We start from the raw sequence: 24,334 nt of genomic DNA on the forward strand, positions 1-24,334 counted from the left end.
GCCCGCCCCGGGGGGGGGCCGGGGGGGGGGGCCCCGGGGGGGGGGGGGGGGGGGGGGGGGGGGGGGGGGGGGGGGGGGGGGGCCCCCCCCCGCCCCCGCGGCCCCCGTAACCCGCCTCACCTGCGTCCCGCATTCTGGACAGAACCGGATCCGGGGCCCGGACTCCGTAGACTGTCAGGGTGATTTCCCGTATTGACATGCGCGGTTCCCTCCCCGAGAACCTGCGCGACGTGCTGCCACGCGCCGAGCTCGACGTCGAGGCCGCCCTGGAGAAGGTGCGGCCCATCTGCGACGACGTGCGCCATCGCGGGGCGGCAGCCGTACGGGAGCTGACCGCCAGGTTCGACGGTGTCGAGATCGCCTCCGCCCGCGTCCCCGCCGACGCGATCCGGCGGGCGCTCGACGAGCTCGACCCTCGGGTCCGGGCCGCGCTGGAGGAGTCGATCAGGCGGGCCCGGCTGGTCCACCGCGACCAGCGCCGCTCCGACGTCACCACGCAGGTCGTGCCCGGCGGCACGGTGACCGAGCGCTGGGTGCCGGTCGACCGCGTGGGCCTCTACGTGCCCGGCGGCCGTGCCGTCTATCCCTCCAGCGTGGTCATGAACGTCGTCCCGGCCCAGGAGGCGGGCGTCGCCTCGCTGGCGGTCACCAGCCCGGCCCAGAAGGAGTTCGGCGGGCTGCCCCACCCCACCATCCTGGCCGCGTGCGCGCTGCTCGGCGTCGAGGAGGTCTACTCCGTGGGCGGGGCGCAGGCCGTGGCCATGTTCGCCTACGGCACCGAGGAGTGCCCGCCCGCGACCATGGTGACCGGCCCCGGCAACATCTGGGTCGCCGCCGCCAAGCGCCTGCTCAAGGGCCGCATCGGCATCGACTCCGAGGCCGGCCCCACCGAGATCGCCATCCTGGCCGACGAGACCGCCGACCCGGTGCACGTCGCCGCCGACCTGATCAGCCAGGCCGAGCACGACACGATCGCCGCCGCCGTCCTGGTCACCACCAGTCCCGAGCTGGCCGAGGCGGTCGAGAAGGAGCTGCCGGGCCAGGTCTCGGCCACCCGCCACTCCGAGCGCATCACCGAGGCGCTGGGCGGCCGGCAGTCGGGCATCGTGCTGGTCTCCTCGATCGACGACGGCGTCAAGGTCCTCGACGCGTACGCGGCCGAGCACCTGGAGATCCACACCGCCGACGCGGCCGAGGTCGCGGCCCGCGTCCGCAACGCCGGAGCGATCTTCGTCGGCACCTACGCGCCGGTCTCGCTCGGCGACTACCTCGCCGGGTCCAACCACGTGCTGCCCACGGGCGGCTGCGCCTGCCACTCCAGCGGGCTGTCGGTGCAGTCGTTCCTGCGCGGCATCCACGTCGTCGACTACACCCGCGACGCCCTGGCTCGGGCGGCGGCCCACGTGTCGGTGCTGGCCGACGCCGAAGACCTGCCGGCGCACGGCGCCGCGATCCGCGCCCGCTTCGACTGGCGAGTCCCCACGGAGTCAGAGTGAATGCCGCCGACGTGACGCTCGACGACCTGCCGATCCGCGACGACCTGAAGGGCCGCTCGCCCTACGGCGCGCCGCAGATCGACGTGCCGGTCCGGCTCAACACCAACGAGAACCCCTATCCGCCCTCGCCCGCGCTGGTCGCCGACCTGGCCGAGGCCGTCGCCGCGAACGCGGGCGAGCTCAACCGCTACCCCGACCGCGACGCCACCGAGCTGCGCGCCGAGCTGGCCGCCTACCTGGGCCACGGGCTGAGCCCCGAGCAGGTGTGGGCGGCCAACGGCTCCAACGAGGTGCTCCAGCAGATCCTCCAGGCCTTCGGCGGACACGGGCGCACCGCGATCGGGTTCGAGCCGTCGTACTCGATGCACCCGATCCTCACCACCGGCACCAGCACCGAGTGGATCGGCGCCGTCCGCGAGCACGACTTCTCCCTCGACCCCGGCAAGGCCGTCGCGGCGATCGAGGAGCACCGGCCCGACATCGTCTTCCTGGCCTCGCCCAACAACCCGACCGGCACCGCGCAGCCGCTGTCGACGATCGAGGCCGTGCTCGCCGCCGCGCCGGGCGTGGTGGTGATCGACGAGGCCTACGCCGAGTTCGCCCGCGAGGGCACCCCGTCGGCCCTGACGCTGCTGCCGCGCCACCCCAGGCTGATCGTCACCCGCACGATGTCCAAGGCGTTCGCCATGGCCGGCACGCGTCTCGGCTACCTGGCCGCGCATCCGGCCGTGGTGCAGGCGCTGCTGCTGGTGCGGCTGCCGTACCACCTGTCCACGCTCACCCAGACGGCCGCGCGGGTCGCGCTGCGCCACCGCGAGGAGCTGCTCGGCACGGTCGACGCGCTGCGCGCGGAGCGCGACGCGACGGTCGCGTGGTTGCGCGGCAAGGGGCTGTCGGTGGCCGACTCCGACGCCAACTTCGTGCTGTTCGGGCGTTTCCCCGACCGGCGCGCGGTGTGGGAGGGGCTGCTGGCGCGCGGCGTGCTCATCCGCGAGGTGGGCCCGCCAGAATGGCTGCGTGTGTCGATCGGCACCGGCGAGGAGATGGCGGCCTTCCGCGCCGCGATGGAGGAGGTTCTGTGAGTCGCGTAGGGCGCGTGGAGCGGGCAACGAAGGAGACCTCGGTCCTGGTCGAGGTGGGCCTCGACGGCACCGGCCTGGTCGATGTCTCGACCGGGGTGGGCTTCTTCGACCACATGCTGGCCCAGCTCGGCAAGCACGGTCTGTTCGACCTGACCGTCAAGACCGAGGGCGACCTGCACATCGACGCCCACCACACGATCGAGGACACCGCGCTGGCGCTGGGCGCGGCCTTCCGCCAGGCGCTGGGCGACAAGTCCGGCATCCGGCGGTTCGGCAGCGCGTCCTGCCCGCTGGACGAGTCGCTGGCCCAGGTCACGGTCGACCTGTCCGGGCGGCCGTACCTCGTGCACACCGAGCCCGAGGGCATGGCCCCGATGATCGGCCCCGACTACGACACGACGATGACCCGGCACATCCTGGAGTCGCTGGTGGCCCAGGCGGCCATCTGCCTGCACGTCCACGTGCCGTACGGGCGCAACGCCCATCACATCGTCGAGGCGCAGTTCAAGGCGCTGGCCAGGGCGCTGCGTGAGGCGTCCGAGCCCGACCCGCGCGCCTCGGGCGTGCCGAGCACCAAGGGTGTGCTGTGACCGACAATCTCATCGCGGGCGTGATGGTGTTCCTCGGGCTGTTCCTGGCCGGAGGCGTGTTCTCGCTGGTCAAGCAGGGGCTCAAGGTGGGCGCCGCGTGCTGCGCGCTCGGCGCGGCGATGGCGATCACGGCGGGGGTGTTGTGGTGGTGAGCAAGAACATCGTGGTGCTCGACTACGGCTCGGGCAACCTGCGCTCGGCCGAGCGGGCCCTGGCCAGGGTGGGCGCGGACGTCACCGTGACCGCCGACTTCGACGCGGCGCTCGACGCCGACGGGCTGGTCGTGCCGGGCGTCGGCGCGTTCGCGGCCTGCATGGCCGGGCTCAAGGGCGTCCACGGCGACCGGGTCATCGGCCGCCGCCTGGCCGGCGGGCGTCCGGTGCTGGGCATCTGCGTCGGCATGCAGATCCTGTTCGCCAGGGGCGTCGAGCACGGTGTCGAGACCGAGGGTTGCGGCGAATGGCCGGGCACGGTCGAGCGGCTGGAGGCGCCCGTGCTGCCGCACATGGGGTGGAACACCGTCAAGGCGCCCGCCGACAGCGTGCTGTTCGCCGGGATCGACGCCGCCACCCGCTTCTACTTCGTGCACTCCTACGGCGTGCGCGAGTGGGAGCTCCACCCGGTCGACCCGGGCTTCGCCGCACCCGTGGTGACCTGGGCCGAGCACGGCGTGCCGTTCGTGGCCGCCGCCGAGAACGGCCCCCTCATGGCCACCCAGTTCCACCCCGAGAAGTCCGGCGACGCCGGAGCCGCCCTGCTGAGGAACTGGCTAGAGACGGTATGAGCAAGGAGCGGGCGCGCCGGCGGGCCGAGCGGGAGGCCGAGCGGGCGCGCGCGATCCGGATCAACGAGGAGCGGCAGGCGCGCCGGGCCCGGCGCCGCGCGCTGGCCGCCCGCCTGACCCCGCGCCCGGTCAGGTTCGCCCGGCAGGGCGGCCTGATCGCCCGCCGCCACCGCGCCCAGAACATCGCGGTGGCGCTCGGCTTCCTGATCGTGCAGGCGATCGTGTGGCTGGTGTGGGGCTCGCCGGCGCTGAGCCTCGCCGTGTTCGTCTTCTCCCTGCTGCTCGCACCCGTTGTCGTGACCCTCGCTTTCGACCGGAGGACCTGAATGTCGCTCGTATTGCTGCCCGCCGTGGACGTGGCCGATGGCCAGGCCGTACGCCTCGTCCAGGGGGAGGCCGGGACCGAGACCGGCTTCGGCGAGCCGCTCGCCGCGGCCCTGGCCTGGCAGCAGGCGGGCGCCGAGTGGGTCCATCTGGTCGATCTCGACGCCGCGTTCGGCAGGGGCTCCAACAAGGAGCTGATCAGCGAGGTGATCGGCAAGCTCGACGTCGACGTGGAGCTGTCCGGCGGCATCCGCGACGACGAGTCGCTGGCCGCCGCCCTGGCCACCGGCTGCCGCCGGGTCAACATCGGCACCGCCGCCCTGGAGAACCCCGACTGGTGCCGGAAGATCATCGCCGAGCACGGCGACCGGATCGCGGTGGGCCTCGACGTGCGCGGCACCACGCTGGCCGCCCGTGGCTGGACGGAGGAGGGCGGTGACCTGTGGGAGGTGCTCGACCGCCTGGAGGCCGACGGCTGCCCCCGCTACGTCGTCACGGACGTGACCAAGGACGGCATGCTGCAGGGCCCCAATCTCGACCTCTACCGGCGGATCTGCGCACGCACCGACAAGCCCGTGATCGCCAGTGGCGGAGTGTCCAGTCTTGGCGACCTGGTGGCACTGGCTTCTCTCGTCCCGGACGGAGTGGAGGGAGCCATCGTGGGCAGGGCCCTGTACGCTCACGCGTTCACTCTTGAGGACGCGCTGGCCGCGGTACGCGTTTAGCTTCGCCGGGAGGGGGCGGAATGAGCGTCAGCATGGAAAGCACCGGTCCGAGGGTGTTTTCGGGCGGCATCTGGGAGGAGAAGTACGGCTACGCCCGCGCCGTGGTCGTAGGGGAGCGGGTGATCGTGTCCGGGTGCACGGCCACGATCGACGGCGAGGTACGCCACGTCGGCGACGCCTACCGGCAGAGCCTGACCGCCATCGACATCGCGCTGGACGCCGTCGAGGTCGGCGGCCTGACCCGCGAGGACGTCGTCATGGTCCGCTACTACGTGGTGGAGCAGCGCCACTTCGACCTCGTCGGCCGGGCCATCTACGAAGTCTTCGGGCACGTGCGGCCCGCCTGCACAGGAGTGAGGGTCGCCGGGCTGGTCGACCCTCGAATGCTGGTCGAGATCGAAATCGAGGCACTGCGAGCATGACCGTAGCGGTAAGAGTGATCCCCTGTCTCGACGTCGACGCCGGGCGTGTCGTCAAGGGCGTCAACTTCGAGAACATGCGCGACGCGGGAGATCCGGTCGAGCTGGCCAGGCGCTACGACGAGGAGGGCGCCGACGAGCTGACCTTCCTGGACATCACCGCGTCGTCGGGCGAGCGGGAGACCATGCTCGACGTGGTGCGCAGGACCGCCGAGCAGGTGTTCATCCCGCTCACCGTGGGCGGCGGCGTGCGCGCGGTCGACGACGTCAACCGGCTGCTGCGGGCCGGGGCCGACAAGGTGTCCCTGAACACGGCGGCCATCGCCAGGCCCGAGCTGCTGACCGAGGCGTCGCGGCGGTTCGGCGCGCAGTGCGTGGTGTTGTCGGTCGACGCCCGCCGGGCGCCGGGCATGCCCAGCGGGTTCGAGGTGACCACCCACGGCGGCCGGCGCGGCACGGGCATCGACGCCGTGGAGTGGTCGGCGCGCGGCGAGGAGCTGGGCGTCGGCGAGATCCTGCTCAACTCGATGGACGGCGACGGCACCCTCGACGGCTACGACCTGGAGTTGCTGCACGCGGTGCGCGCGGCGGTGCGGGTGCCGGTGATCGCCAGCGGCGGGGCCGGCCGGCTGGAGGACTTCCCGCCGGCGATCGCGGCCGGGGCCGACGCCGTGCTGGCCGCGAGCGTGTTCCACTTCGGCACGCTGAAGATCGGCGACGTCAAGGAGACGCTGCGGATGGCGGGTCACCCGGTCCGCTGAGGCTGCCCGCCGGCCCCGTCCGCGCGGGGCCGGCGGCCGGTTCAGAACACCCGCATGTGGTGGAAGAGCTCGTAGGAGGCGTCCTGGGCGGCGAACGCGGCCGCCTCCGAACGCTTGACCGCCAGGTACGCGCCGCGCCGCAGCGGCCCGAGCGCCTCCATCAGCACCTCGTCGGCCTCCAGCGCGTCGAGCGCCTCCTCCAGCGAGCCGGGCAGGCGCGGGTAGCGGCCGGGCCGGGTGTCGGGATCGACGTCCACGGCCTCGCCCGGGTCGAGCTTGCGCCGGATGCCGTCGAGCCCGGCGTGGATGACCGCGCCGAGCGACAGGTACGGGTTGGCCGAGGAGTCCGACGGCTTCAGCTCCAGGTTCGGCTCGCCGCTCTCGCCCAGCGGCGAGCACACGCGCACGGCCGCCTCCCGGTTGTCGGGGCCGTAGACCGCGTACGCGCTGGACCACGTGCGGGGCGCGAGCCGACGGAAGCTGTTGACGCTGCCGCAGGTCAGGGCGGTCAGGGCGGGCAGGTGGGCGATCAGGCCGCCGATGAAGCCGGCCCGCGCGTCGCCGTCCTCGGCGAACAGGTTCCGGGTGTCGCGCCACAGCGACAGGTGCAGGTGGGCGCCGTTGCCGGCCTGGTCGGCCAGGGGCTTGGGGGCCAGCGAGGCCCACATCGACATGCGCATCGCCACGCCGCGCACGGTCTCCCGGTAGAGCACGTGGTTGTCGGCGGCGCGAAGCGGGGGCGCGTGGCGCACCGACAGCTCCTGCTGGCCGGGGCCGAGCTCGGGATGGTAGTGCTCGACGCGCAGGCCCTGGGTCTCCAGGGCGCGGATGAGTTTGATCGTGTAGTCGTGCGCGGAGTCGAAGCCGGTGTTGGCATAGCAGAGAGAGTCGTCGAGCGGCACCAGCCGGTCGGGGCCGCCACCGGGGTCGGGCAGGCGGCGGCCGAGCGTGAACTCGGGCTCGAAGGCCGCCTCGATCCGGTAGCCGTCGCCGGCCAGCTCCGCCACGGCGTCCTTGAGGAACGTCCGTGCGCAGGCTTCCCACGGTGAGCCGTCGGGCCGGCGCAGGTCCGACAACATCGCGGCGGCGCCCGGCGCATGGGGCAACGGGACGAACGTGGCGGGGTCGGGGACAATACGAACCTCGCCCACCGGACCCAGGTGCTCGACCTCCTGGAGCTGGTCGAGCATGTTCATCGCCATCATGGCCACCGTGTGCCCGATGCCCGAGTTGAGCCGTTCGGCCAGCCGGGTCCGGGACGCCGCCTTGCCACGGACCACGCCACCGTGATCGGCGTACAGGAAACGGATCAGCTCGACGCCCTCAAGCTCGGCCCGCTCAAGGACGCGCCGGGCCTGTGGATCGAGCTGATTGATCTTGGTTCCGCTGGGACGATCTCTCATCCTGCCTGCGTAACACGATCTGTCAGCGCGTGGAAGCACCTAGCGCGGACAGAAGGCGAACATCAGGTCAGAACGTTCGTGAAGAAGACCGCCAATTGGTTGGCTCCTTGGACAATTCCGTCAAACACGCCGTTGACCGCGGCCGCCGCCTGGGCCGGCCGGGTGAACAGGTAGAAGACCACGAACGCCACCAGAACGTACGTAGCCACCTTCTTGACCTGCATGGGGGGCCTCCTGCAGTCCATTCCCAGCCGTATATACCCGGATCTGGGCGATCACGGTCATCTTCTGTGAAGATGTCCAAGATCCTAACCGGGGGGCTTCTTTCCTGTGCCATCGTACGGGCTGGAGGTTTAAGACGAGGGGTTTCTGCGCCGAGGGTTTCGGTCAGAATCCGAGCCGGGCTTCGGTTGCCCGGGTCACCGCCGCGTCGTCGCCGGTCAGCTCCACCCTGGCGTGCGCCTGCCTGCCGAAGCAGAACAGCAGCAGCTCCTGGGCCGTGCCGGTGACCTGCACCTTGGTGCCCTCCCGCGCCCCGCCGAGCGCCGCCCCGTGGCCGTCGGCGCGGCGCAGCACCAGCCGTACCGGCGAGCGGCGCAGCATGAGCCGGGCGCCCGCCGCCACCCGCTTCCAGATGAGCCGGTCGAGGTCGGCCGGCAGCTCGCGGGGCTCCCACCCGGGCTGGGCGCGGCGCACGTCCTCGTGGTGGACGAAGAACTCCAGCGTGTTGACCGCGTCGTCGAGGAAGGGCAGCAGCCCGTAGACGCCGCCCGGCCGGCGCACGATGCCCACCAGCTCGGGGTAGGGGTGCCTGGCCTTCAGGCCGTTCTGGACCGAGGCGGTGTAACCCGCCAGCGCGGCGATCCCGATGCCGCCCATGGCGTCCGGCCGGCGCTCGCGCAGCACGAGGTGGGCGGCCAGGTCGTAGGTGTTCCACCCCTCGCACAAAGTGGGCGCGCCGGGGCCGAGCCGGTCGAACAGGTCGCAGAGCGCGGCGCGTTCGCCACGAGCGTGAGTCACCCGGCCAACCCTACCTGTGGGAATAAGGAGCTGATCTGACGTGATAGGGACATAGATAGAAATATCGACGTTTGAAGGGAAAAACACGGAGTGGCGAGCAAGGTCACCTCGGCCGTCATGCGTCAAGGGCTGCGTGTCCTTGGGGTGGCCATTCGCACGGAGAGAGCCGTGTTCGCGATGGCCGCGCTGGCCAGCGCGGTCTACGGCGGCATGACCGTCGCCTCAGCCTGGGCACTGGGCTGGGCGACGCAGAACGTGGTACTGCCCGCCTTCGACCGGGGTGAGACCGCCGCCGGCGCCCTGTGGACCGGCGCGCTGCTCATCGTCGGCACTGCGCTGCTGAAGGCGATCGGCGTGGCCGGACGCCGCATCCTGGCCGGCGTCGTGCAGTACCGCATGCAGGCCAGGTCGCGCAGGGACGTGACCAAGCAGTACCTGCGGCTGCCCCTGTCCTGGCACCACCGGCACCCGACCGGGCAGCTGCTGTCCAACGCCAGCGCCGACGCCGAGGCCGCCTGGGCGCCGCTCGCGCCGCTGCCGATGGCCGTCGGCGTGCTGGTCATGCTGTTCACCGCGGCCATCGCCATGGTGTTCACCGACCCCGTGCTCGCGCTGGTGGGCTTCCTGATCTTCCCGGCCATCGCCGTGCTGAACCTGATCTACCAGCGCAGGCTCAGCCCCCTGGCCACCCGCGCCCAGCAACTGCGCGCGGAGGTCAGCGAGATCGCCCACGAGAGCTTCGACGGCGCGCTGGTCATCAAGACCCTCGGCCGCGAGGAGCTGGAGACCGACCGCTTCCGCCGCCGCGCCCACGAATTGCGCGACGCCAACATCGCCGTCGGCCGGGTGCGCGGCCTGTTCGACCCCATGCTGGAGGCGCTGCCCACGATCGGCGTGCTGGCCGTGCTCGCGGTCGGGGCGCTCCGCCTGTCCACCGGCTCGATCGACTCCGGCGACCTGGTGCAGGTCGCCTACCTGTTCACGCTGCTGGCCTTCCCGATCAGGGCGCTGGGCTGGGTGCTGGCCGAGCTGCCGCGCAGCGTCGTCGGCTGGCAGCGGGTGCAGGCCGTGCTCGACGCCGAGGGTTCCATGGACTACGGCGACACGCCGGCGGCCTCGTCCGGGCCCGCCGAGCTGAAGGTCGCCGGTGTGTCGTACGCCTACGGCCAGGCCGAGGTGCTGCACGACGTCACCCTCGACGTGCCGCCGGGCCGTACCGTGGCTCTCGTGGGGCCGACAGGGTCGGGCAAGTCGACCCTGGTCCAGCTCCTCGTCCGGCTCGTCGATCCCGCCTCCGGGCAGGTGCTGCTCGACGGCGTGGACGTGCGCGACCTGCCCTACGGCGCCATCGCCGGCTCCGCCGCGCTGGTGCCGCAGCAGACGTTCCTGTTCGACGACACCGTACGCGGCAACGTCGCGCTCGGCCTGGACGCCGGCGACGAGGACGTGTGGGCGGCGCTGCGCCTGGCCCAGGCCGACGGCTTCGTCGGCCGCCTGGGCGACGGCCTCGACACCCGCGTCGGCGAGCGCGGCGCGTCGCTGTCCGGCGGCCAGCGCCAGCGCATCGCCCTGGCCCGCGCGGTGGTCCGCCGCCCGCGCCTGCTCATCCTGGACGACGCCACCTCCAGCGTGGACCCCCAGGTCGAGGCCAGGATCCTGCACGGCCTGCGCGACACCGCCCACGCCTCCACCGTCGTGGTCGTCGCCTACCGGATGGCCACCATCGCCCTGGCCGACGAGGTGGTCTACCTCGACCACGGCCGGGTCGAGGACCGCGGGACCCACGAGGAACTGCTCGTACGCTGCCCCGGATACCGCAACCTGGTGACCGCCTACGAGCGCGAGGAGGCCGAACGGGCCGCCATCGACCTGTCGCCGGCCCAGGACGCCGAAGAGGAAGAGGAAGAGGTCAGCGCATGAGCGAGGCGCTCCAGGGCAACGTCGAGCGGTCCGCGCTGGCCACCATCTGGCACGGCCTGTCGCTCACCCCCGAGTTCCGCAAAGGGCTGGCCGGCACGCTGGGGCTGGCCGTCGTGGCGACCATCGGCAAGATCATCGTCCCGATCGCGGTGCAGCAGACGATCGACACCGGCATCAAGGGCGGCACGCCGGATCTGCCGTACATCACCCAGGCCGTCCTGGTGTGCGCCGCGGCGGTGCTGCTGACCGCGCTGGCCGGCTACATCATGAACGTGCGCCTGTACAAGGCCACCGAGTCCTCGCTGGCCAGCCTGCGCGTCCGCGGGTTCCGGCACGTGCACGACCTGTCGGTGCTCACCCAGAACAGCGAGCGGCGCGGCGCGCTGGTCTCGCGGGTCACCAACGACATCGACCAGATCAGCACGTTCATGCAGTGGGGCGGGCTGATGATCATCGTGGCGTTCGGCCAGCTCTTCGTGGCCAGCGTGCTCATGCTGGTCTACTCCTGGCAGCTCACGCTCCTGGTGTGGGTGTGCTTCGTCCCGCTGGTGATCGCGCTGCCGCGCTTCCAGCGGCTGTTGTCCCGGGCGTACACGACCGTGCGCGAGCGCACCGGCGACATGCTCGCCGCGGTCAGCGAGTCCGTCGTCGGCGCCGCCGTCATCAGGGCCTACGCCTCCGAGCGGCGCACCGCCGAGCGCATCGACAAGGCCGTGGACGCCAACAGGACCGCGCAGATCAAGGCCCAGACCATCGTCGGCTTCGTCTTCCCGCTGACCGAGATCGTGGCCGCGCTGGCCATCGCCGGGATCGTGCTGCTCGGGGTCAGGCTCGGCGTGTCCGGCGAGATCACCGCGGGCAAGCTGGTGGCCTTCCTCTTCCTGGTCACGCTGTTCGTCTCGCCGCTGCAGACCGCCACCGAGGTGCTGAACGAGGCCCAGAACGCGGTGGCCGGCTACCGCCGCATCCTGGGCGTCCTGGACACCCCGCCGGACGTCGCCGACCCCGGCGAGAAGGGCGTGCTGCTGCCCCGGGGGCCGATCTCGGTGGCCTTCGAGGACGTGCACTTCTCCTACCCGGGCGGGCCGCCCGTGCTGTGCGAGGTCTCGCTGGAGATCCCGCCGCGCTCGCGCGTGGCCGTCGTGGGCGAGACCGGGTCGGGCAAGACCACGTTCGCCAAGCTCCTGACCCGGCTCATGGACCCCGTCGGGGGCCGCGTCACCGTGGACGGCCACGACCTGCGCGACGTGCGCTTCTCCTCCCTGCGCGAACGCATCGTCATGGTCCCCCAGGACGGCTTCCTGTTCGACGGCACCCTGGAGGAGAACGTCCGGTACGGCAGGCCGCCGGCGACCCGCGAGGAGATCCAGCTCGCGATGACCGAGCTCGGCCTGGCCGACTGGGTCGAGGGCCTGCCCGCGGGCCTGGACACGCCCGTCGGCCAGCGCGGCGAGTCGCTGTCGGCGGGGGAGCGGCAGCTCGTCGCCCTGGCCCGCGCCTACCTCGCCGACCCCGACCTGCTGCTGCTGGACGAGGCCACCTCGGCCGTCGACCCGGCCACCGAGGTGCGCCTGGCCCGCGCGCTGGAGGGCGTCACCAGGGGCCGTACCGCCGTGTCGATCGCCCACCGGCTCTCGACGGCGGAGAACGCCGACGAGGTGCTGGTGTTCGACGCCGGCCGCCTGGTGCAGCGAGGCCCGCACGCCGAGCTGGTCGCCCAGCCCGGCGTCTACGCCGGCCTGCACGCCTCCTGGGTCTCGGCGGCGCACTCCTAGTGGCGCACTCCTAGTCGAGGGCGGCGGCGAACGTCACGCTGGTGCCCGCCGGACCGGACACGATCGTGATGTGGTCGCACAACATCCGGGTCAGCCACAGCCCCCGCCCGCGGAACTCCAGTTCCGCGGGCGGGCGCGCCTCGCTCATCCAGCCGGGCGGCAGCCCCGGGCCCTGGTCGGTGACCTCGCACCACAACCGGCCCTCGCCCGACCACAGCCGCAGCCGTCCCTGGCCGCCGCCGTGCAGGACCGCGTTGGTGGTGACCTCGTTGACCGCCAGCACGAAGTCCTCCAGCCGCCGGCCGCTCAGCCCTTCGTAGGCGGCGTGCTCGGCCACGGCCCTGCGCAGGAACGTGATGCGCCCGCGCGCGAAGGTCGCGCGGAGCACGTGCCTACCCATCGCCCACCCGGCGGACGACGACGTGCGCGTCGGCCCTGACCAGCCGGAGCACCCGGGCCACCCGTTCGGCGCAGACGACCACGGTCGAGCCGTAGGGCCTGGCCGCTGCCGTCACGGTCAGCAGCCGGGCCGAGCCGGCGTCGATGAAGTCGAGGTGGGAGGCGTCGATCACGACCTGCCCCGGCTCCTTCTCCAGCGGCGACAACACCGAGCCGAACGCCGGCCTGTTGGTGAGGTCGACGTCGCCCCACACCCGCAGCCCCGGTGGCGAGGAGGTGTTGGCGAAGCGCAGCAGGGCCTGCTCGGGCGCGATCGGGTGCACCGCGGTGGCCCGCTCGATGGCGTCGAGGGGGAACAGCTCGCGGTCGTACTGGCACACCGCGGCCAGCCAGCGTTCGCCGAACAGCTCGTTGGCCGCGGCCTCGAAGGCGGCCTGGGCCTGGGCGTCGCGCGCCCCCCACGAGGCGTCGATCAGGGCGTAGACACCGTGCTGGCCGTGCCTGCGCGCCCGGTGGTGGGCGTCGGCCAGGCCGTGCAGCAGGCGGTCGGGGTCGAGGCGGCCGTCGGTGAAGTGCGTGTCGGCGCAGGAGAGGATCTCCACCTGCCCGGCCGCCTCGGCGTCGTCGAACCCCGGGATGTGCGGCGCCAGCCAGCCCCGGGTGCGCTCCGGGGTCTCGGCATGGGTGATGATCATCACTTTGGTCCGGCGGCGCAGCCCGTTGAGCGTGAACAGCCTGGTCGTCGTCATGCGCTGCCGGTCGCCCTCGAACGGCAGGCAGACGTGGTCCCCCAGATCCGGATCGAGGACCGAGCCCGCGACGTGCACCACGATGTGTCCTCCCTAGCACGCGTCGCCTAGAAATTACCGTGATGCCCGCGATCACGTAGCGCGTTCTCGGCAAAACACACCGTTACCCGATGCTCGCCGGTGTACGTTTTCGGCGGGGCCGCCCAGGAAGGGTCATGAAAGGCATGGGCGTGGACGTTCTGGAGACGACGCACAGCAGGCACGGGGAGATCGTGGTGGTCGGCCTCACGGGCGAGGTCGACGTCGACAACGTCGCCCGGGTCAGGAGGTGTCTCGACGAGGCGGTGGAGGCGTACGGCCCGCGGCTGGTGGTCGACCTGACCGGGTTGACCTTCATCGACACCACGGGGCTCGGGGTGCTGGTCCGCCAGCTCGCCGCGTTGCGCGACAGGAACGGCACGATGGCGCTGGTGGCCTCCGACGGCCAGGTGCTGCGCCGGCTGCGCAGGACGAACCTGGCGTCCCTGTTCCCGATCTACGGCACCTTGCCCGAGGCGCTGGCCCAGCCGGAGGCGGGAGCACGAGGGCGGGCTGGTTGAATGGCAGCATGTCCCTCGACCCCGAGATCGCCGCACGGCTGAAGCGCAACGCGGACGGCCTCGTGCCCGCCATCGCCCAGCAGCACGACACCGGCGAGGTGCTCATGATGGCCTGGATGAACGACGAGGCGCTGCACCGCACGCTCACCACCGGCCGGGCCACCTACTGGTCGCGCAGCCGTGACCGGCTGTGGGTCAAGGGCGACACCTCCGGGCACGTCCAGCACGTCAAGAGCGTGGCCCTCGACTGCGACGGCGACACCATCCTGCTCAAGGTCGACCAGGTCGGCGCCGCGTGCCACACCGGCGACCGCACCTGCTTCGACGCCGGCCTGCTCGGTTAGGGGCCGCGAGATGGCCTCCGACAACGGGCGGCGCGAGCTGTGGGCGTGGCTGGCGCTGACCGTCCTGGGAAGCTGCCTGGTGCTGCTGGCGGCCGGCCAGGTCTGGGTGCGGGTGCTCGGCGGGCAGGCCGCCGACGCGGTGGCGCCCACCGGCGGCGACCTGGGTCCCGTGCTCACGCCCCTGGGGCTGGCCGGGCTGGCGGGCGTGGTGGCCGTGCCGGCCACCAAGGGCGCCGGGCGTAGGGTCGTCGGCGCGCTGATCGCGCTCTGCGGCGCGGGCGCGGCGGCGGGCACCTGGGCGGCACTGGCCTCGGCCACCGTCACCGGCTGGCTGCGCGAGCACAACGCGGTCCGCGCGATGGCCGGCCTGCCCTGGGAGCCGGTGCCCGCCTGGCCGGTCGTGGCCGGGCTCGGCGCGTTCCTGCTCCTGGCCGGCGGCGTGCTGGCGGCGCTGCGCGGCGGCAGGTGGACGGGCATGTCGGCCCGCTACGAAAGGGCTGGTGAGCAACCCGGCGACAAGGCCACGGCGGTCGCGGCCCCCGCCCGCAGGGGCCATGAGGACCGCGAGCTGTGGGACGCGCTCGACCGCGGCGACGACCCGACGGAGTCCCCGGACGGCCGCTGAGGTCGGTAGTTACGAAATCTCCACGGTTCTGAACCTCTGTCTGCTTGGCAAACGTTTTCTCAATAAGCTGCCGTTGCAACTCGTCCAGAAGACAAGAGGAGCCAGGCTCATGAGCTACGGGGACCAGGGCGGCAGCGGGGGTCACGGCGCGCAGCCGCCCGGCGGAGGCTACGGTCAGCAGCCGCCCACCGGCGGTGGTTACGGCCAGGGCCCGGGGTACGGTCAGCAGCCCCAGAGCGGCGGCGGTTACGGTCAGCAGCCCCAGAGCGGCGGCGGTTACGGTCAGCAGCCCCAGAGCGGCGGCGGTTACGGTCAGCAGCCCCAGAGCGGCGGCGGCTACAACCAGCAGCCGCCCGGCGGCGGCGGTTACGGCTACAACCAGCAGCCGCCGAGCTATCCCCAGGAGCCCCTCGGCTACGGGCAGCAGCCGCAGCCCCCGAGCGGCGGCTACGCCCAGCCGGGCTACGGCCAGCAGGGTTACGGCCAGCAGGGTTACGGGCAGCAGGGCTACAGCCAGCCCGGTTACGGCCAGTACGGCGCCCCGCAGCAGCCCCGCTCCACCAACGGCATGGCGGTGGCCTCGCTCATCCTCGGCATCGTCGGCCTGGTCACCTGCGGCGCCACCAGCATCGTCGGCGTCATCCTCGGCCACATCGCGCTCAACCGCATCAAGCGCACGGGTGAGGAGGGCCAGGGCATGGCGATGGGCGGCCTGGTGACCTCCTACATCATGGTCGTGCTCTTCGTGCTCTTCTGGATCTTCTTCGGCGGGTTCTGGCTCACCCTGATCGGCCTCGGCTCTGCGGCCTCCGTCAGCGACTACTCGTGAACGGGCGGGGCGCAGCGTGACGCCCCGCTTGCGGTGTGATTACGAATTGTCCGCAACGTGGGCGTTAGTCCACGTAGGGGATGCTTTCTCGCTAGGCTGCCGCGCGCAACTCGCTTCACGATGACGACATGAGGAGTCATGAGCATGAGTTACGGAAACCAGGGCGACGGCGGTTACGGCGCCCAGCCGCCCGGCGGCGGATACGGGCAGCAGCCGCCGAGCGGTGGTGGCGCTTACGGGCAGCAGCCCCCGAGTGGTGGTGGCGGTTACGGCCAGCAGCCCCCCAGCGGTGGTGGCTACGGCTATGGCCAGCAGCCCCCGAGCGGCGGCGGTTACGGTGAGCAGCCCCCCGGTGGCGGCTACGGCCAGCAGCCCCCCAGCGGTGGCGGCTACGGGCAGCCCCCTGGTGGCGGTTACGGGCAGCCGCCCGGCGGTTACCCCGGTGGCGGTTACGGCCCCGCCGGCGGCGGGACCCCGCCGGACAACCAGCTGGTCCCGGCGATCCTCACCACCCTGTTCTGCTGCCTGCCCCTCGGCATCGTGGCGATCGTGAAGTCGTCGCAGGTCAACTCCAAGTGGCAGGTCGGCGACGTCCAGGGCGCCATGCAGGCCGCCGAGGAGGCCAAGACCTGGTGGAAGCGCAGCCTGATCTTCGGCATCATCGCCATCGTCCTGCTCATCATCTTCTACGTGGTGGTGTTCGTCCTGCTCGCCGCCTCCACGAGCACGTACAGCTCGTACTGACGGACGGGGACACTGAGAGCATGAGCATCGCAACAACCGGGCGGCGGGGGACGGGACGGCTGAAGGGCCTGCTCGCGCCGCTCGGTGTTGCGGCCGCGGCGGGGGCCGTGTTCGGCGTGGTCGGCGTGGTCGACCCCAACCAGCCCGGCCACTACCCGACCTGCCCGTTCCTGTGGGTCACCGGCCTCTACTGCCCGGGCTGCGGCACGCTGCGCACCATCCACGCGCTGGCCCACCTCGACCCGGTGGCCGCCCTCGGGCTCAACCCGCTGGCCGTCGCCATGATCCCGTTCCTGCTGTTCTGGTGGGGCAGGTGGGTCCTACGGGCCTGGCAGGGCAGGCCGCGGCGAACGACCCTCGCGCACCCGGCGTGGCTGTGGGCCTTCATCGCGGTCGTGATGGTCTACTGGGTCGTCCGAAACCTTCCCTTCGGGGCGTTCCTCGCGCCCTAGTGCGGGCCCTGTGGCGAGGTGACCCCGGTAGGGCCGATACCATCGCAGGACAAGGCCGAGAGCGGACGCGAGGCGAACTCTCTGCCACCCCCACTGTCAACCGGAGGGACCCCAAGCGCGTGAGTGAGCGGACGGAAGGACCGAGTGTCCTCGACGACATCCTCGAAGGGGTGCGCGCCGATCTCGCCGCACGTCAGCAGGCCGTGTCGATCGACGAGCTCAAGCGGCGAGCCGAGCGGGCCCAGGGGCCCAGAGACGCGATGGCCGCCCTCGGGGGTGACAGGATCTCGGTGATCGCCGAGGTCAAGCGGTCGAGCCCGTCCAAGGGCGCGCTGGCCGCCATCGCCGACCCCGCCGCGCTGGCGGCCGACTACGAGGCCGGCGGGGCCCACGTGATCAGCGTGCTGACCGAGCGGCGCAAGTTCGGGGGCAGCCTGGAGGACCTGGCGGCCGTCCGCGCCCGCGTCGACATCCCCATCCTGCGTAAAGATTTCGTCCTCACCTCCTACCAGCTCTGGGAGGCCCGGGCCCACGGCGCCGACCTGGCGCTGCTGATGGTCGTCTGCCTGGAGCAGGAGGCGCTGGTGTCGCTGATCGAGCGGGCCGAGTCCATCGGGCTCACCCCGCTGGTCGAGGTGCACACCGAGGAGGAGCTGGAGCGGGCGGTCGCCGCCGGGGCGCGGGTCATCGGGGTCAACGCGCGTAATTTGAAGACTCTTGAGGTCGACCGCGACGTCTTCGCCAAGCTGGCGCCGAAGATCCCGGATAATGTGATCAAGATCGCCGAGTCGGGCGTGCGCGGCCCGCACGACCTGCTCGCCTACGCCAGGGGCGGCGCCGACGCCGTCCTGGTGGGGGAGAGCCTGGTCACCGGCAAGGATCCGCGCAAGGCAGTGGAGGCGCTGGTGACCGCCGGCGCTCACCCGTCGACGCGCCCCGACCACTCAGCAGAGGGATAGCAGTGGCTAACGAAGGCTCCATCCTCAGCGCCGCCGACCTGGACGGCGGTGCCGCGTACGGCAACGACCCCGACCTGCACGGCAAGTTCGGCATCTTCGGCGGCCGTTACGTGCCCGAGGCGCTCATCCCGGCGCTCGACGAGGTGGCCGCCGTCTACGACAAGGCCAAGACCGACGCGCAGTTCCTGCGCGAGTTCGACCACCTGCTGCGCACCTACGCCGGCCGGCCCACCACGCTTACCGACGTGCGGCGCTTCAGCGAGGAGGCCGGGGGCGCGCGGGTCGTGCTCAAGCGGGAGGACCTGACCCACACCGGCGCCCACAAGATCAACAACGTGCTCGGCCAGGCGCTGCTGACCAAGCGCCTGGGCAAGAAGCGGGTGATCGCCGAGACCGGCGCCGGCCAGCACGGCGTGGCCACCGCCACCGCGGCCGCCCTGCTCGGCCTGGAGTGCGTCATCTACATGGGCGCCGTCGACTGCGAGCGCCAGGCGCTCAACGTGGCGCGGATGAAGCTGCTCGGCGCCACCGTGGTGCCGGTCCACAACGGTTCCAAGACGCTGAAGGACGCCATCAACGAGGCGTTCCGCGACTGGGTGACCAACGTCGACACCACCCACTACCTGTTCGGCACCGTCGCCGGCCCGCACCCGTTCCCCGAGATCGTGCGCGACTTCGCGCGCATCATCGGCGTCGAGGCCCGCCGCCAGATGCTGGAGCTGACCGGCGAGCTGCCCGACGCGGTGTGCGCGGCGGTCGGCGGCGGCAGCAACGCCATCGGCATCTTCCACGCCTTCATCGGCGACGAGGGCGTGGCCCTGCACGGCTACGAGGCCGCCGGTCACGGCCTGGAGAGCGGCGAGCACGCGCTCACCCTCACCGCCGGCACGGTGGGCGTGCTCCACGGCTCGCGCACGTACGTGCTGCAGGACGACGAGGGCCAGACGATCGAGTCCCACTCGATCTCGGCCGGGCTCGACTACCCGGGCGTCGGCCCGGAGCACGCCTGGCTGAAGGACTCCGGCCGCGCCACCTACCACGGCATTACCGACGACGAGGCCATGGCGGCGTTCGCGATGCTGGCCAGGACCGAGGGCATCATCCCGGCCATCGAGTCCTCCCACGCGCTGGCGGGCGCGCTGAAGCTGGGCCGCGAGCTCGGTCCCGACTCGACGATCCTGGTCAACCTGTCCGGGCGCGGCGACAAGGACATGGGCACCGCCATGAAGTACTTCAACCTCTGACGCCCTCGCCCGCGCGGCGCGGGGCACCCGCAGACGGCCTGCGGCAGGGCATCATGGGCGGGACTCGACCTTCGAAACGGACAGACATGACGACTCTTCAGACGGTTTTCGCCAAGGCGAAGGCGGACAACCGGGCCGCGCTCGTCGGCTACCTGCCTGCCGGCTTCCCGTCCAAGGACGGTGCGATCGCCGCCGCCGCGGCCCTGGTCGAGGCGGGCTGCGACGTCATCGAGATCGGCCTGCCCTACTCCGACCCGCTGATGGACGGGCCGACGATCCAGGACGCGGTGCACCGCTCGCTGGTCAACGGCACCCGCATCGCCGACGTGATGCGCACGGTCGAAGGGGTCGCCGCCACGGGGGCCGCCACGCTCGTCATGACGTACTGGAACCCGATCGACCGCTACGGCGCCGACCGGTTCGCCCGCGACCTGGCCAACGCGGGCGGCGTGGGCACGATCACGCCCGACCTGACGCCGGAGGAGTCCGGGCCGTGGCGCAGGGCCTCGGCCGAGGCGGGCATCGACACGGTGTTCCTGGTGGCGCCCAGCTCCACGGAGGAGCGCATCAAGGCCGTGGTCGACTGCTGCACCGGCTTCGTCTACGCGGCCTCGCTGATGGGCGTCACGGGCGCCAGGGAGAGCGTGAACTCGGCGGCCGAGGGCCTGGTCAAGCGCACCCGCGAGCACACCGACCTGCCCGTGTGCGTGGGCCTGGGCGTCGGCACGGGCGCGCAGGCGGCCGAGGTGGCCCGCTACGCCGACGGCGTGATCGTGGGGTCGGCGTTCATCCGCCGCATCCTCGACGCGCCCGACGAGGCCGCGGGCCGGGAGTCGATCATGGCGCTGGCCGGGGACATGGCGCGCGGCGTGCGCCGCTGACCCTCATCGTCGCGAAAGGCGCGTCCCCGGGGTGGGGGCGCGCCTTTCGCCGTGCCGCTCCTGCCCGCGGACGCCGTTCGCCGCTTCGGACGAGCTGAGCGGCGCCGGGCACGGGGGCAGGTCAGCCCAGGTCGGGGGCGGTGCGGAGGTCCAGCGCCCGGCCCACCTGGTCGAGTTCGAGGACGACGATCTCGTTCGTCCCGGAGCGCAGCAGCGGGGCCGGTACGTAGAGGGTGCGCTGCGGGCCGCGGTCCCAGTAGCGGCCCAGGCAGAAGCCGTTCACCCAGACGTACCCCTTGCCCCAGCCGGGCAGTGCCAGGAACGTGTCGGCGGGCTCGTCCACGTCCAGGAGGAAGCGGAAGAACGATCGCGGCCCGGCGTCCGAGCCGTCGGCGAACGGCACCGCCGAGACGTCCTCCAGCGGGATCGGCCGCGCGCTCCACCCGTTCAGGTACTGCTGATGGTGGAGCACCCCGCCGGTCAGGCCCTTGCTCTCGCCGGTCAGCGGCCCGTAGTTCGTCCGCCCCATCGACTCCACCAGCAGCTCCACCGTGGCGGGGCCGGAGACCGTCACCTCGGGCTCCTCGGCGTCGCGCTCGAACACCCCGGCGAGCCGGCCGTCCACGAGCACGTGCGCCCGGTCGCGCAGCCCGGGCAGCCTCAGCCGGTACCCGGAGCGCGGCCCCGGCACCTCCCCCCGGTACAGCACCAGGCCGTGCTCCAGCCCCAGCTCCTCGAACGTCGGCGGCACCGGCGCGTGCGTCCCGGGCCCCGCCACCGCCTCCAGCGCGTCCAGCAGCGAGACCGACTGCACGGGCCGCAGCGTCGCCGGCGGCAGCACGGCCGGGACCGGCGGCACCGCGGGCGGCTCGCCCGCGTACCGCGACAGCACCTCGCGGAACCGCCAGAACTTCTCGGTCGGTGCCCCGCGCTCGTCGATCGGCGCGTCGTAGTCGTAGGAGGTCACGGTGGGCCGCCAGTCGCCCATCGCCCGCTCGCCGGCCTGGTTGGCGCCCGCCCGGGCGCCGAAGTTGGTGCCGCCGTGCGCCATGTACAGGTTCACCGACGCGCCGAGCTCAAGGATGCGCTCCAGGACGGCGGCCGCGTCGCCGGCGTCCCTGGTCATGTGCTTGTGGCCCCAGTGGTCGAACCAGCCGCACCAGAACTCCATGCAGAACGGCGGGTCGTCCGGCCGGTGCTCGCGCAGCGCGGCGAACGCCCGGTCGGGGTCGGAGCCGAAGTTCACCGTGGCCAGCACGCCCGGCAGGGTGCCGCCGGTCAGGTACCAGTCGGCGGGGCCGTCGGAGGTGAACAGGGGCACCTCGACGCCCCTGGCCTTCAGGCCGTCCGCCAGGTGGCGCAGGTAGGCCGGGTCGCTGCCGTAGGAGCCGTACTCGTTCTCCACCTGGACCATGATCACGTTGCCGCCGCGGGTCACCTGCCGCTCGGCGACCTGCGGGAGCAGCCGGTCGAAGTAGCGGTCCACGTGACCCAGGTACTCCGGGTCGGAGGTCCTGATCCGGCCGGTGAGCCAGGCGGGCAGGCCGCCGTTGTCCCATTCGGCGCAGATGTACGGCCCCGGACGGACGATCGCCAGCAGCCCCTCCTCGGCCGCCGCGTCCAGGAACGCGCCCAGCTCCTCCATCCGGCGGAACTCGCCCCTGCGCGGCTCGTGCAGGTTCCACGGCACGTACGTCTCGACCGTGTTCAGGCCCATCGCCCGCAGCATCGCCAGCCGGTGCCGCCACTGCCCGGGATGCACCCGGAAATAGTGCATGGCCCCCGACAACACCCTGAACTCCGCGCCGTCGAGCCGGAACACTCCGTTCTCGACCGAGAAAACACCCATAACTCTTCCTCCGGTAGGATTTCGCGCCCCGCAGCCTTGCCGAGACCGCAGGTCAACGGCCATGGACAAACCCAGACAACCTGTTGGACTCACCCGCGGAGACCGTATGACGCCGCCCTACGACAAGTGGATGCGCTACCTCACGCCCGGCCCCGCCCACCGCGGGCTCGGCCTGGTGTGCCTCGGGGTCGGGCGCCAGGAGGGGCGGCTGCCCACGGTCGGGCCGCGTACCCTGCAGCACCACGTCGCCGTCCTGGTCACCGCGGGCCGCGGCTGGTTCTCCCAGGCGGACGGGCCCGTCGTCGACGTCGTGGCGCCCGCCGTCATCTGGCTCCTGCCCGGCGTGTCCCACCATTACGCGCCGGACGAGGCCGGCTGGGACGAGTGGTTCGTCGACTTCGCCGGCCCCGCCGCCACCGTCTACCAGGACCTCGGCTTCGTGGACGCGCACCACCCGGTCACCCCGCTCACCACGGCCGAACCCGCCGCCCACGCCATCGGCCGCATCGCCCAGGCGTGCCGCAGGGGCGGCCCGTACCTGGAGGTGGAGACCTCGGCCATCGTGCACGAGGTCCTGGTCGCCCTCAGGCGCGGCCGAGCCGACGAGGACCCGTACGGCGACCCGGTGCTGGCCGGGCTGGCCAGGGACGCCTGCCTGCCGGTGCCGGTCGCCGAGCACGCCAGGCGCCTCGGCATGCCGCTGACCGAGCTGCGCCGCGCCGTACGCCGGCTGGCCGGGTGCAGCCCCAAGGACTACGTGCTGTCCATCCGGCTCAACCGGGCCAAGGACCTGCTGGCCACCACCGACCTGCCGGTCGCCGCCGTGGCCCGGCGCGTCGGCTACGACGACCCGGCCTATTTCACCAGGCTGTTCACCCGCCGCGCCGGTCTGCCGCCGAGCGAATTCCGGACGCAGCAGTATCGTGGACTTCCTACCATTTCGTGAACGGGACTCTGCCTTAGCCGACGCTTATCCCGAGCGTGATCGGATGATGTCCCGGTACTGTGCGCATTCCCGGCGCAGAGAAAGAGGAGATCACCCGTGGTCGCGTCACAACCGTCACACAACGGCAGATCGGCGATACCCTGGGTGACGACCGTCGCCCGGCTGATCCTGGGGGGCGTGCTGATCGCGGCGGGGGCGCTGAAGATCGGCAATCCGTCCGACTCCGTGGTCGCGGTCAAGGCGTACCAGCTGCTGCCCGAGTCGATCGCCGAGATGGTGGGCTACATCCTGCCGATCCTGGAGATCGTCGTCGGCGTGCTGCTGGTCGTCGGTCTGCTGACCAGGGTGGCCGCGGTGATCGCCGCGCTGCTCATGTTCGCCTTCGTGTTCGGCATCGCCTGGGCCTGGGCGCACGGCCTGCGGATCGACTGCGGCTGCTTCGGCGGCGGCGGCCAGCTGGAGACAGGACAGGAGCCGGCCTACCTGCTCGACATCCTGCGCGACTTCGGCCTGGTGCTGCTCGGCGCATGGACGGCCCGCTTCCCGCCGGGACGGTTCGCCCTCGACGGGGCGCTCGGACTGGCGGGTGCCGAGGACACAGGTGAGGAAGAGGAGTTCGAGGATGAGCAAAGCGCAGCGCACCAAGTCTGACCGGACCATGTCGGCGCGCGAGAAGATCAGAGAGCAGCAGGCCGCCGCACGCGCCCAGGAGCGGCGCAAGAAACTGGTGACCTACACGACCGCGGCCGTGGTCGCGGTGGCCGCCGTCGGCCTCGGCGCCTGGTACATGATCAGCTCCTCCAAGTCGGAGGAGGCCGGTGCCGGGCTCGCGCCGATCACCGTGCAGCCCGACGGCAGCGCCGTGATGGCCCAGGCGGGCGTGACCCGGCCGGTGGTCGACATCTACGAGGACTTCCAGTGTCCGGTCTGCAAGGAGCTGGAGCGGGTCAGCGGCCAGACCTTCAAGAACCTGGCCGCCGAGGGCAAGGCGAAGGTCGTCTTCCATCCCATCACGATCTTCTCCAGGGAGCCGACGAAGGGCAACTCCGTACGCGCCGCGGCAGCCGCCCGCTGCGTCGCCGACGGCAAGCAGTGGATGGCCTTCCACGACCTGATCTACAAGAACCAGCCGGCCGAGACCGTCGAGGGCTTCAAGGCCGACCAGCTCGCCGAGTGGGGCAAGGAGGCCGGCGTCACCTCGCCCGATTTCGAGAGTTGCGTCACGTCCCAGAAGCACGCGCCCGCCGTGCTGGCCGACAGTACGAAGATCATGAAGGAGCAGGCGATCGAGGGCACGCCCACCGTGAAGCTCAACGGCACCAGCATCGGCGAGGCGGCGTTCTCGCCGCAGCAACTTCGCGATGCGGTCACGAAGGCCGCCAAGTAGCCGCAGGCTGCGCTACCCTCACCTGACA

Annotated in this window: 29 protein-coding genes; 23 read left to right on the plus strand and 6 right to left on the minus strand. The window is 72.0% G+C overall.

The features are described from left to right. The first annotated feature begins 179 nt into the window (after nucleotides 1-179). Genes hisD through hisF form a run of 9 tightly spaced genes read left to right on the plus strand, consistent with a single transcriptional unit; the run spans nucleotide 180 to nucleotide 6,181 of the window. On the plus strand, nucleotides 180-1,496 hold the full coding sequence (hisD, locus tag ACIHAD_RS11180; RefSeq protein ID WP_397354214.1) for a histidinol dehydrogenase: 1,317 nt from the start codon (nucleotides 180-182) through the stop codon (nucleotides 1,494-1,496). Then, a complete protein-coding gene (locus ACIHAD_RS11185) occupies nucleotides 1,493-2,578 on the plus strand; it encodes a histidinol-phosphate transaminase (RefSeq protein ID WP_397354215.1) in 1,086 nt (361 codons plus the stop codon). The genes hisD and ACIHAD_RS11185 overlap by 4 nt, the downstream gene beginning before the upstream one ends. Continuing rightward, nucleotides 2,575-3,168 carry an imidazoleglycerol-phosphate dehydratase HisB gene (hisB, locus tag ACIHAD_RS11190; RefSeq protein ID WP_397354216.1) on the plus strand — a complete coding sequence of 198 codons (594 nt, stop codon included), beginning with the start codon at nucleotides 2,575-2,577 and terminating at the stop codon, nucleotides 3,166-3,168. Before ACIHAD_RS11185 ends, hisB begins: the two co-directional genes overlap by 4 nt. After that, complete coding sequence (locus ACIHAD_RS11195; RefSeq protein ID WP_397354217.1) at nucleotides 3,165-3,320, plus strand: hypothetical protein; 156 nt, start codon at nucleotides 3,165-3,167, stop codon at nucleotides 3,318-3,320. Before hisB ends, ACIHAD_RS11195 begins: the two co-directional genes overlap by 4 nt. Further along, entirely contained in the window at nucleotides 3,317-3,952 is a 636-nt protein-coding gene (hisH, locus tag ACIHAD_RS11200; protein ID WP_397354218.1) for an imidazole glycerol phosphate synthase subunit HisH, read from the plus strand. The genes ACIHAD_RS11195 and hisH overlap by 4 nt, the downstream gene beginning before the upstream one ends. Continuing rightward, nucleotides 3,949-4,278 carry a hypothetical protein gene (locus ACIHAD_RS11205; protein WP_397354219.1) on the plus strand — a complete coding sequence of 110 codons (330 nt, stop codon included), beginning with the start codon at nucleotides 3,949-3,951 and terminating at the stop codon, nucleotides 4,276-4,278. The genes hisH and ACIHAD_RS11205 overlap by 4 nt, the downstream gene beginning before the upstream one ends. Further along, nucleotides 4,279-5,001, plus strand: a complete 723-nt coding sequence (gene priA / locus ACIHAD_RS11210) for a bifunctional 1-(5-phosphoribosyl)-5-((5-phosphoribosylamino)methylideneamino)imidazole-4-carboxamide isomerase/phosphoribosylanthranilate isomerase PriA (protein ID WP_397354220.1) — start codon at nucleotides 4,279-4,281, stop codon at nucleotides 4,999-5,001. It begins immediately after the preceding gene. Nucleotides 5,002-5,033: 32 nt separating this feature from the next. Continuing rightward, entirely contained in the window at nucleotides 5,034-5,423 is a 390-nt protein-coding gene (locus tag ACIHAD_RS11215; RefSeq protein ID WP_352326354.1) for a Rid family hydrolase, read from the plus strand. Next, a complete protein-coding gene (hisF, locus tag ACIHAD_RS11220; protein WP_352326355.1) occupies nucleotides 5,420-6,181 on the plus strand; it encodes an imidazole glycerol phosphate synthase subunit HisF in 762 nt (253 codons plus the stop codon). Before ACIHAD_RS11215 ends, hisF begins: the two co-directional genes overlap by 4 nt. A 41-nt stretch (nucleotides 6,182-6,222) precedes the next feature. Here the strand turns inward: hisF and ACIHAD_RS11225 are convergent, their stop codons facing one another. The 3 genes from ACIHAD_RS11225 to ACIHAD_RS11235 all read right to left on the minus strand — a co-directional run bounded on the left by ACIHAD_RS11225 (nucleotide 6,223) and on the right by ACIHAD_RS11235 (nucleotide 8,604). Then, nucleotides 6,223-7,584, minus strand: coding sequence for a glutamine synthetase family protein (locus ACIHAD_RS11225; RefSeq protein WP_397354221.1), 1,362 nt, complete (start codon nucleotides 7,582-7,584; stop codon nucleotides 6,223-6,225). Nucleotides 7,585-7,646: 62 nt separating this feature from the next. Further along, a complete protein-coding gene (locus tag ACIHAD_RS11230) occupies nucleotides 7,647-7,808 on the minus strand; it encodes a hypothetical protein (RefSeq protein WP_185844438.1) in 162 nt (53 codons plus the stop codon). A gap of 163 nt (nucleotides 7,809-7,971) precedes the next feature. Further along, the gene (locus tag ACIHAD_RS11235; RefSeq protein ID WP_397354222.1) at nucleotides 7,972-8,604 is read right to left on the minus strand and encodes a TIGR03085 family metal-binding protein; all 633 of its coding nucleotides are present in this window, start codon (nucleotides 8,602-8,604) and stop codon (nucleotides 7,972-7,974) included. 117 nt (nucleotides 8,605-8,721) lie between these two features. Here ACIHAD_RS11235 and ACIHAD_RS11240 point away from each other — a divergent pair, with 117 nt between their 5' ends. Together ACIHAD_RS11240 and ACIHAD_RS11245 are read left to right on the plus strand one after the other, a co-directional pair. Further along, nucleotides 8,722-10,524: an ABC transporter ATP-binding protein gene (locus ACIHAD_RS11240; RefSeq protein WP_397354653.1), complete on the plus strand. Its 1,803-nt coding sequence runs from the start codon at nucleotides 8,722-8,724 to the stop codon at nucleotides 10,522-10,524. After that, on the plus strand, nucleotides 10,521-12,299 hold the full coding sequence (locus ACIHAD_RS11245; protein WP_397354223.1) for an ABC transporter ATP-binding protein: 1,779 nt from the start codon (nucleotides 10,521-10,523) through the stop codon (nucleotides 12,297-12,299). The genes ACIHAD_RS11240 and ACIHAD_RS11245 overlap by 4 nt, the downstream gene beginning before the upstream one ends. Nucleotides 12,300-12,309: 10 nt before the next feature. Here ACIHAD_RS11245 and ACIHAD_RS11250 read toward each other — a convergent pair whose 3' ends face one another. Both ACIHAD_RS11250 and ACIHAD_RS11255 read right to left on the minus strand, forming a co-directional pair. Continuing rightward, nucleotides 12,310-12,687, minus strand: coding sequence for an ATP-binding protein (locus tag ACIHAD_RS11250; RefSeq protein WP_397354224.1), 378 nt, complete (start codon nucleotides 12,685-12,687; stop codon nucleotides 12,310-12,312). Between the two features lie 4 nt (nucleotides 12,688-12,691). Next, the gene (locus tag ACIHAD_RS11255; protein WP_397354225.1) at nucleotides 12,692-13,528 is read right to left on the minus strand and encodes an MEDS domain-containing protein; all 837 of its coding nucleotides are present in this window, start codon (nucleotides 13,526-13,528) and stop codon (nucleotides 12,692-12,694) included. A gap of 134 nt (nucleotides 13,529-13,662) precedes the next feature. Here ACIHAD_RS11255 and ACIHAD_RS11260 point away from each other — a divergent pair, with 134 nt between their 5' ends. From ACIHAD_RS11260 to trpA, 9 genes are all read left to right on the plus strand, one after another. Continuing rightward, complete coding sequence (locus ACIHAD_RS11260; RefSeq protein ID WP_397354226.1) at nucleotides 13,663-14,046, plus strand: STAS domain-containing protein; 384 nt, start codon at nucleotides 13,663-13,665, stop codon at nucleotides 14,044-14,046. A gap of 8 nt (nucleotides 14,047-14,054) precedes the next feature. Further along, nucleotides 14,055-14,390 carry a phosphoribosyl-AMP cyclohydrolase gene (gene hisI / locus ACIHAD_RS11265; RefSeq protein ID WP_397354227.1) on the plus strand — a complete coding sequence of 112 codons (336 nt, stop codon included), beginning with the start codon at nucleotides 14,055-14,057 and terminating at the stop codon, nucleotides 14,388-14,390. A gap of 10 nt (nucleotides 14,391-14,400) precedes the next feature. Then, the gene (locus ACIHAD_RS11270) at nucleotides 14,401-15,015 is read left to right on the plus strand and encodes a Trp biosynthesis-associated membrane protein (protein WP_397354228.1); all 615 of its coding nucleotides are present in this window, start codon (nucleotides 14,401-14,403) and stop codon (nucleotides 15,013-15,015) included. 109 nt (nucleotides 15,016-15,124) lie between these two features. After that, nucleotides 15,125-15,844 carry a DUF4190 domain-containing protein gene (locus ACIHAD_RS11275; RefSeq protein ID WP_397354229.1) on the plus strand — a complete coding sequence of 240 codons (720 nt, stop codon included), beginning with the start codon at nucleotides 15,125-15,127 and terminating at the stop codon, nucleotides 15,842-15,844. 144 nt (nucleotides 15,845-15,988) lie between these two features. After that, nucleotides 15,989-16,588, plus strand: coding sequence for a CD225/dispanin family protein (locus ACIHAD_RS11280; protein ID WP_397354230.1), 600 nt, complete (start codon nucleotides 15,989-15,991; stop codon nucleotides 16,586-16,588). Between the two features lie 20 nt (nucleotides 16,589-16,608). Then, nucleotides 16,609-17,040 carry a DUF2752 domain-containing protein gene (locus ACIHAD_RS11285; RefSeq protein ID WP_397354231.1) on the plus strand — a complete coding sequence of 144 codons (432 nt, stop codon included), beginning with the start codon at nucleotides 16,609-16,611 and terminating at the stop codon, nucleotides 17,038-17,040. Between the two features lie 119 nt (nucleotides 17,041-17,159). Beyond that, nucleotides 17,160-17,999 carry an indole-3-glycerol phosphate synthase TrpC gene (trpC, locus tag ACIHAD_RS11290; protein ID WP_397354232.1) on the plus strand — a complete coding sequence of 280 codons (840 nt, stop codon included), beginning with the start codon at nucleotides 17,160-17,162 and terminating at the stop codon, nucleotides 17,997-17,999. A gap of 20 nt (nucleotides 18,000-18,019) precedes the next feature. Then, complete coding sequence (gene trpB / locus ACIHAD_RS11295; protein WP_397354654.1) at nucleotides 18,020-19,243, plus strand: tryptophan synthase subunit beta; 1,224 nt, start codon at nucleotides 18,020-18,022, stop codon at nucleotides 19,241-19,243. A gap of 86 nt (nucleotides 19,244-19,329) precedes the next feature. After that, on the plus strand, nucleotides 19,330-20,124 hold the full coding sequence (trpA, locus tag ACIHAD_RS11300) for a tryptophan synthase subunit alpha (protein WP_397354233.1): 795 nt from the start codon (nucleotides 19,330-19,332) through the stop codon (nucleotides 20,122-20,124). A gap of 121 nt (nucleotides 20,125-20,245) precedes the next feature. Here trpA and ACIHAD_RS11305 read toward each other — a convergent pair whose 3' ends face one another. Then, nucleotides 20,246-21,973: a beta-galactosidase family protein gene (locus ACIHAD_RS11305; RefSeq protein WP_397354234.1), complete on the minus strand. Its 1,728-nt coding sequence runs from the start codon at nucleotides 21,971-21,973 to the stop codon at nucleotides 20,246-20,248. A 106-nt stretch (nucleotides 21,974-22,079) separates the two neighbouring features. Between ACIHAD_RS11305 and ACIHAD_RS11310 the strand changes: the two genes are divergently transcribed. The 3 genes from ACIHAD_RS11310 to ACIHAD_RS11320 all read left to right on the plus strand — a co-directional run bounded on the left by ACIHAD_RS11310 (nucleotide 22,080) and on the right by ACIHAD_RS11320 (nucleotide 24,306). Then, entirely contained in the window at nucleotides 22,080-22,919 is an 840-nt protein-coding gene (locus ACIHAD_RS11310; protein WP_397354235.1) for a helix-turn-helix transcriptional regulator, read from the plus strand. A 144-nt stretch (nucleotides 22,920-23,063) separates the two neighbouring features. Continuing rightward, complete coding sequence (locus tag ACIHAD_RS11315) at nucleotides 23,064-23,570, plus strand: MauE/DoxX family redox-associated membrane protein (RefSeq protein ID WP_397354236.1); 507 nt, start codon at nucleotides 23,064-23,066, stop codon at nucleotides 23,568-23,570. Further along, the gene (locus ACIHAD_RS11320; RefSeq protein WP_397354237.1) at nucleotides 23,542-24,306 is read left to right on the plus strand and encodes a DsbA family protein; all 765 of its coding nucleotides are present in this window, start codon (nucleotides 23,542-23,544) and stop codon (nucleotides 24,304-24,306) included. Before ACIHAD_RS11315 ends, ACIHAD_RS11320 begins: the two co-directional genes overlap by 29 nt. Nucleotides 24,307-24,334: the final 28 nt, after the last annotated feature.

The sequence above is a fragment of the Nonomuraea sp. NPDC052265 genome (assembly GCF_044547985.1).
Taxonomy (GTDB): domain Bacteria; phylum Actinomycetota; class Actinomycetes; order Streptosporangiales; family Streptosporangiaceae; genus Nonomuraea.

What these genes read in the sequence shown, in the direction of transcription:
- ACIHAD_RS11205 (WP_397354219.1), top strand. Translation starts at nt 3,949, where the DNA reads ATGAGCAAGGAGCGGGCGCGCCGGCGGGCCGAGCGGGAGGCCGAGCGG.
- priA (WP_397354220.1), top strand. Translation starts at nt 4,279, where the DNA reads ATGTCGCTCGTATTGCTGCCCGCCGTGGACGTGGCCGATGGCCAGGCC.
- ACIHAD_RS11215 (WP_352326354.1), top strand. Translation starts at nt 5,034, where the DNA reads ATGGAAAGCACCGGTCCGAGGGTGTTTTCGGGCGGCATCTGGGAGGAG.
- hisF (WP_352326355.1), top strand. Translation starts at nt 5,420, where the DNA reads ATGACCGTAGCGGTAAGAGTGATCCCCTGTCTCGACGTCGACGCCGGG.
- ACIHAD_RS11225 (WP_397354221.1), bottom strand. Translation starts at nt 7,584, where the DNA reads ATGAGAGATCGTCCCAGCGGAACCAAGATCAATCAGCTCGATCCACAG.
- ACIHAD_RS11230 (WP_185844438.1), bottom strand. Translation starts at nt 7,808, where the DNA reads ATGCAGGTCAAGAAGGTGGCTACGTACGTTCTGGTGGCGTTCGTGGTC.
- ACIHAD_RS11240 (WP_397354653.1), top strand. Translation starts at nt 8,722, where the DNA reads ATGCGTCAAGGGCTGCGTGTCCTTGGGGTGGCCATTCGCACGGAGAGA.
- ACIHAD_RS11245 (WP_397354223.1), top strand. Translation starts at nt 10,521, where the DNA reads ATGAGCGAGGCGCTCCAGGGCAACGTCGAGCGGTCCGCGCTGGCCACC.
- ACIHAD_RS11260 (WP_397354226.1), top strand. Translation starts at nt 13,663, where the DNA reads ATGAAAGGCATGGGCGTGGACGTTCTGGAGACGACGCACAGCAGGCAC.
- hisI (WP_397354227.1), top strand. Translation starts at nt 14,055, where the DNA reads ATGTCCCTCGACCCCGAGATCGCCGCACGGCTGAAGCGCAACGCGGAC.
- ACIHAD_RS11270 (WP_397354228.1), top strand. Translation starts at nt 14,401, where the DNA reads ATGGCCTCCGACAACGGGCGGCGCGAGCTGTGGGCGTGGCTGGCGCTG.
- ACIHAD_RS11275 (WP_397354229.1), top strand. Translation starts at nt 15,125, where the DNA reads ATGAGCTACGGGGACCAGGGCGGCAGCGGGGGTCACGGCGCGCAGCCG.
- ACIHAD_RS11280 (WP_397354230.1), top strand. Translation starts at nt 15,989, where the DNA reads ATGAGTTACGGAAACCAGGGCGACGGCGGTTACGGCGCCCAGCCGCCC.
- ACIHAD_RS11285 (WP_397354231.1), top strand. Translation starts at nt 16,609, where the DNA reads ATGAGCATCGCAACAACCGGGCGGCGGGGGACGGGACGGCTGAAGGGC.
- trpA (WP_397354233.1), top strand. Translation starts at nt 19,330, where the DNA reads ATGACGACTCTTCAGACGGTTTTCGCCAAGGCGAAGGCGGACAACCGG.
- ACIHAD_RS11305 (WP_397354234.1), bottom strand. Translation starts at nt 21,973, where the DNA reads ATGGGTGTTTTCTCGGTCGAGAACGGAGTGTTCCGGCTCGACGGCGCG.
- ACIHAD_RS11310 (WP_397354235.1), top strand. Translation starts at nt 22,080, where the DNA reads ATGACGCCGCCCTACGACAAGTGGATGCGCTACCTCACGCCCGGCCCC.
- ACIHAD_RS11320 (WP_397354237.1), top strand. Translation starts at nt 23,542, where the DNA reads ATGAGCAAAGCGCAGCGCACCAAGTCTGACCGGACCATGTCGGCGCGC.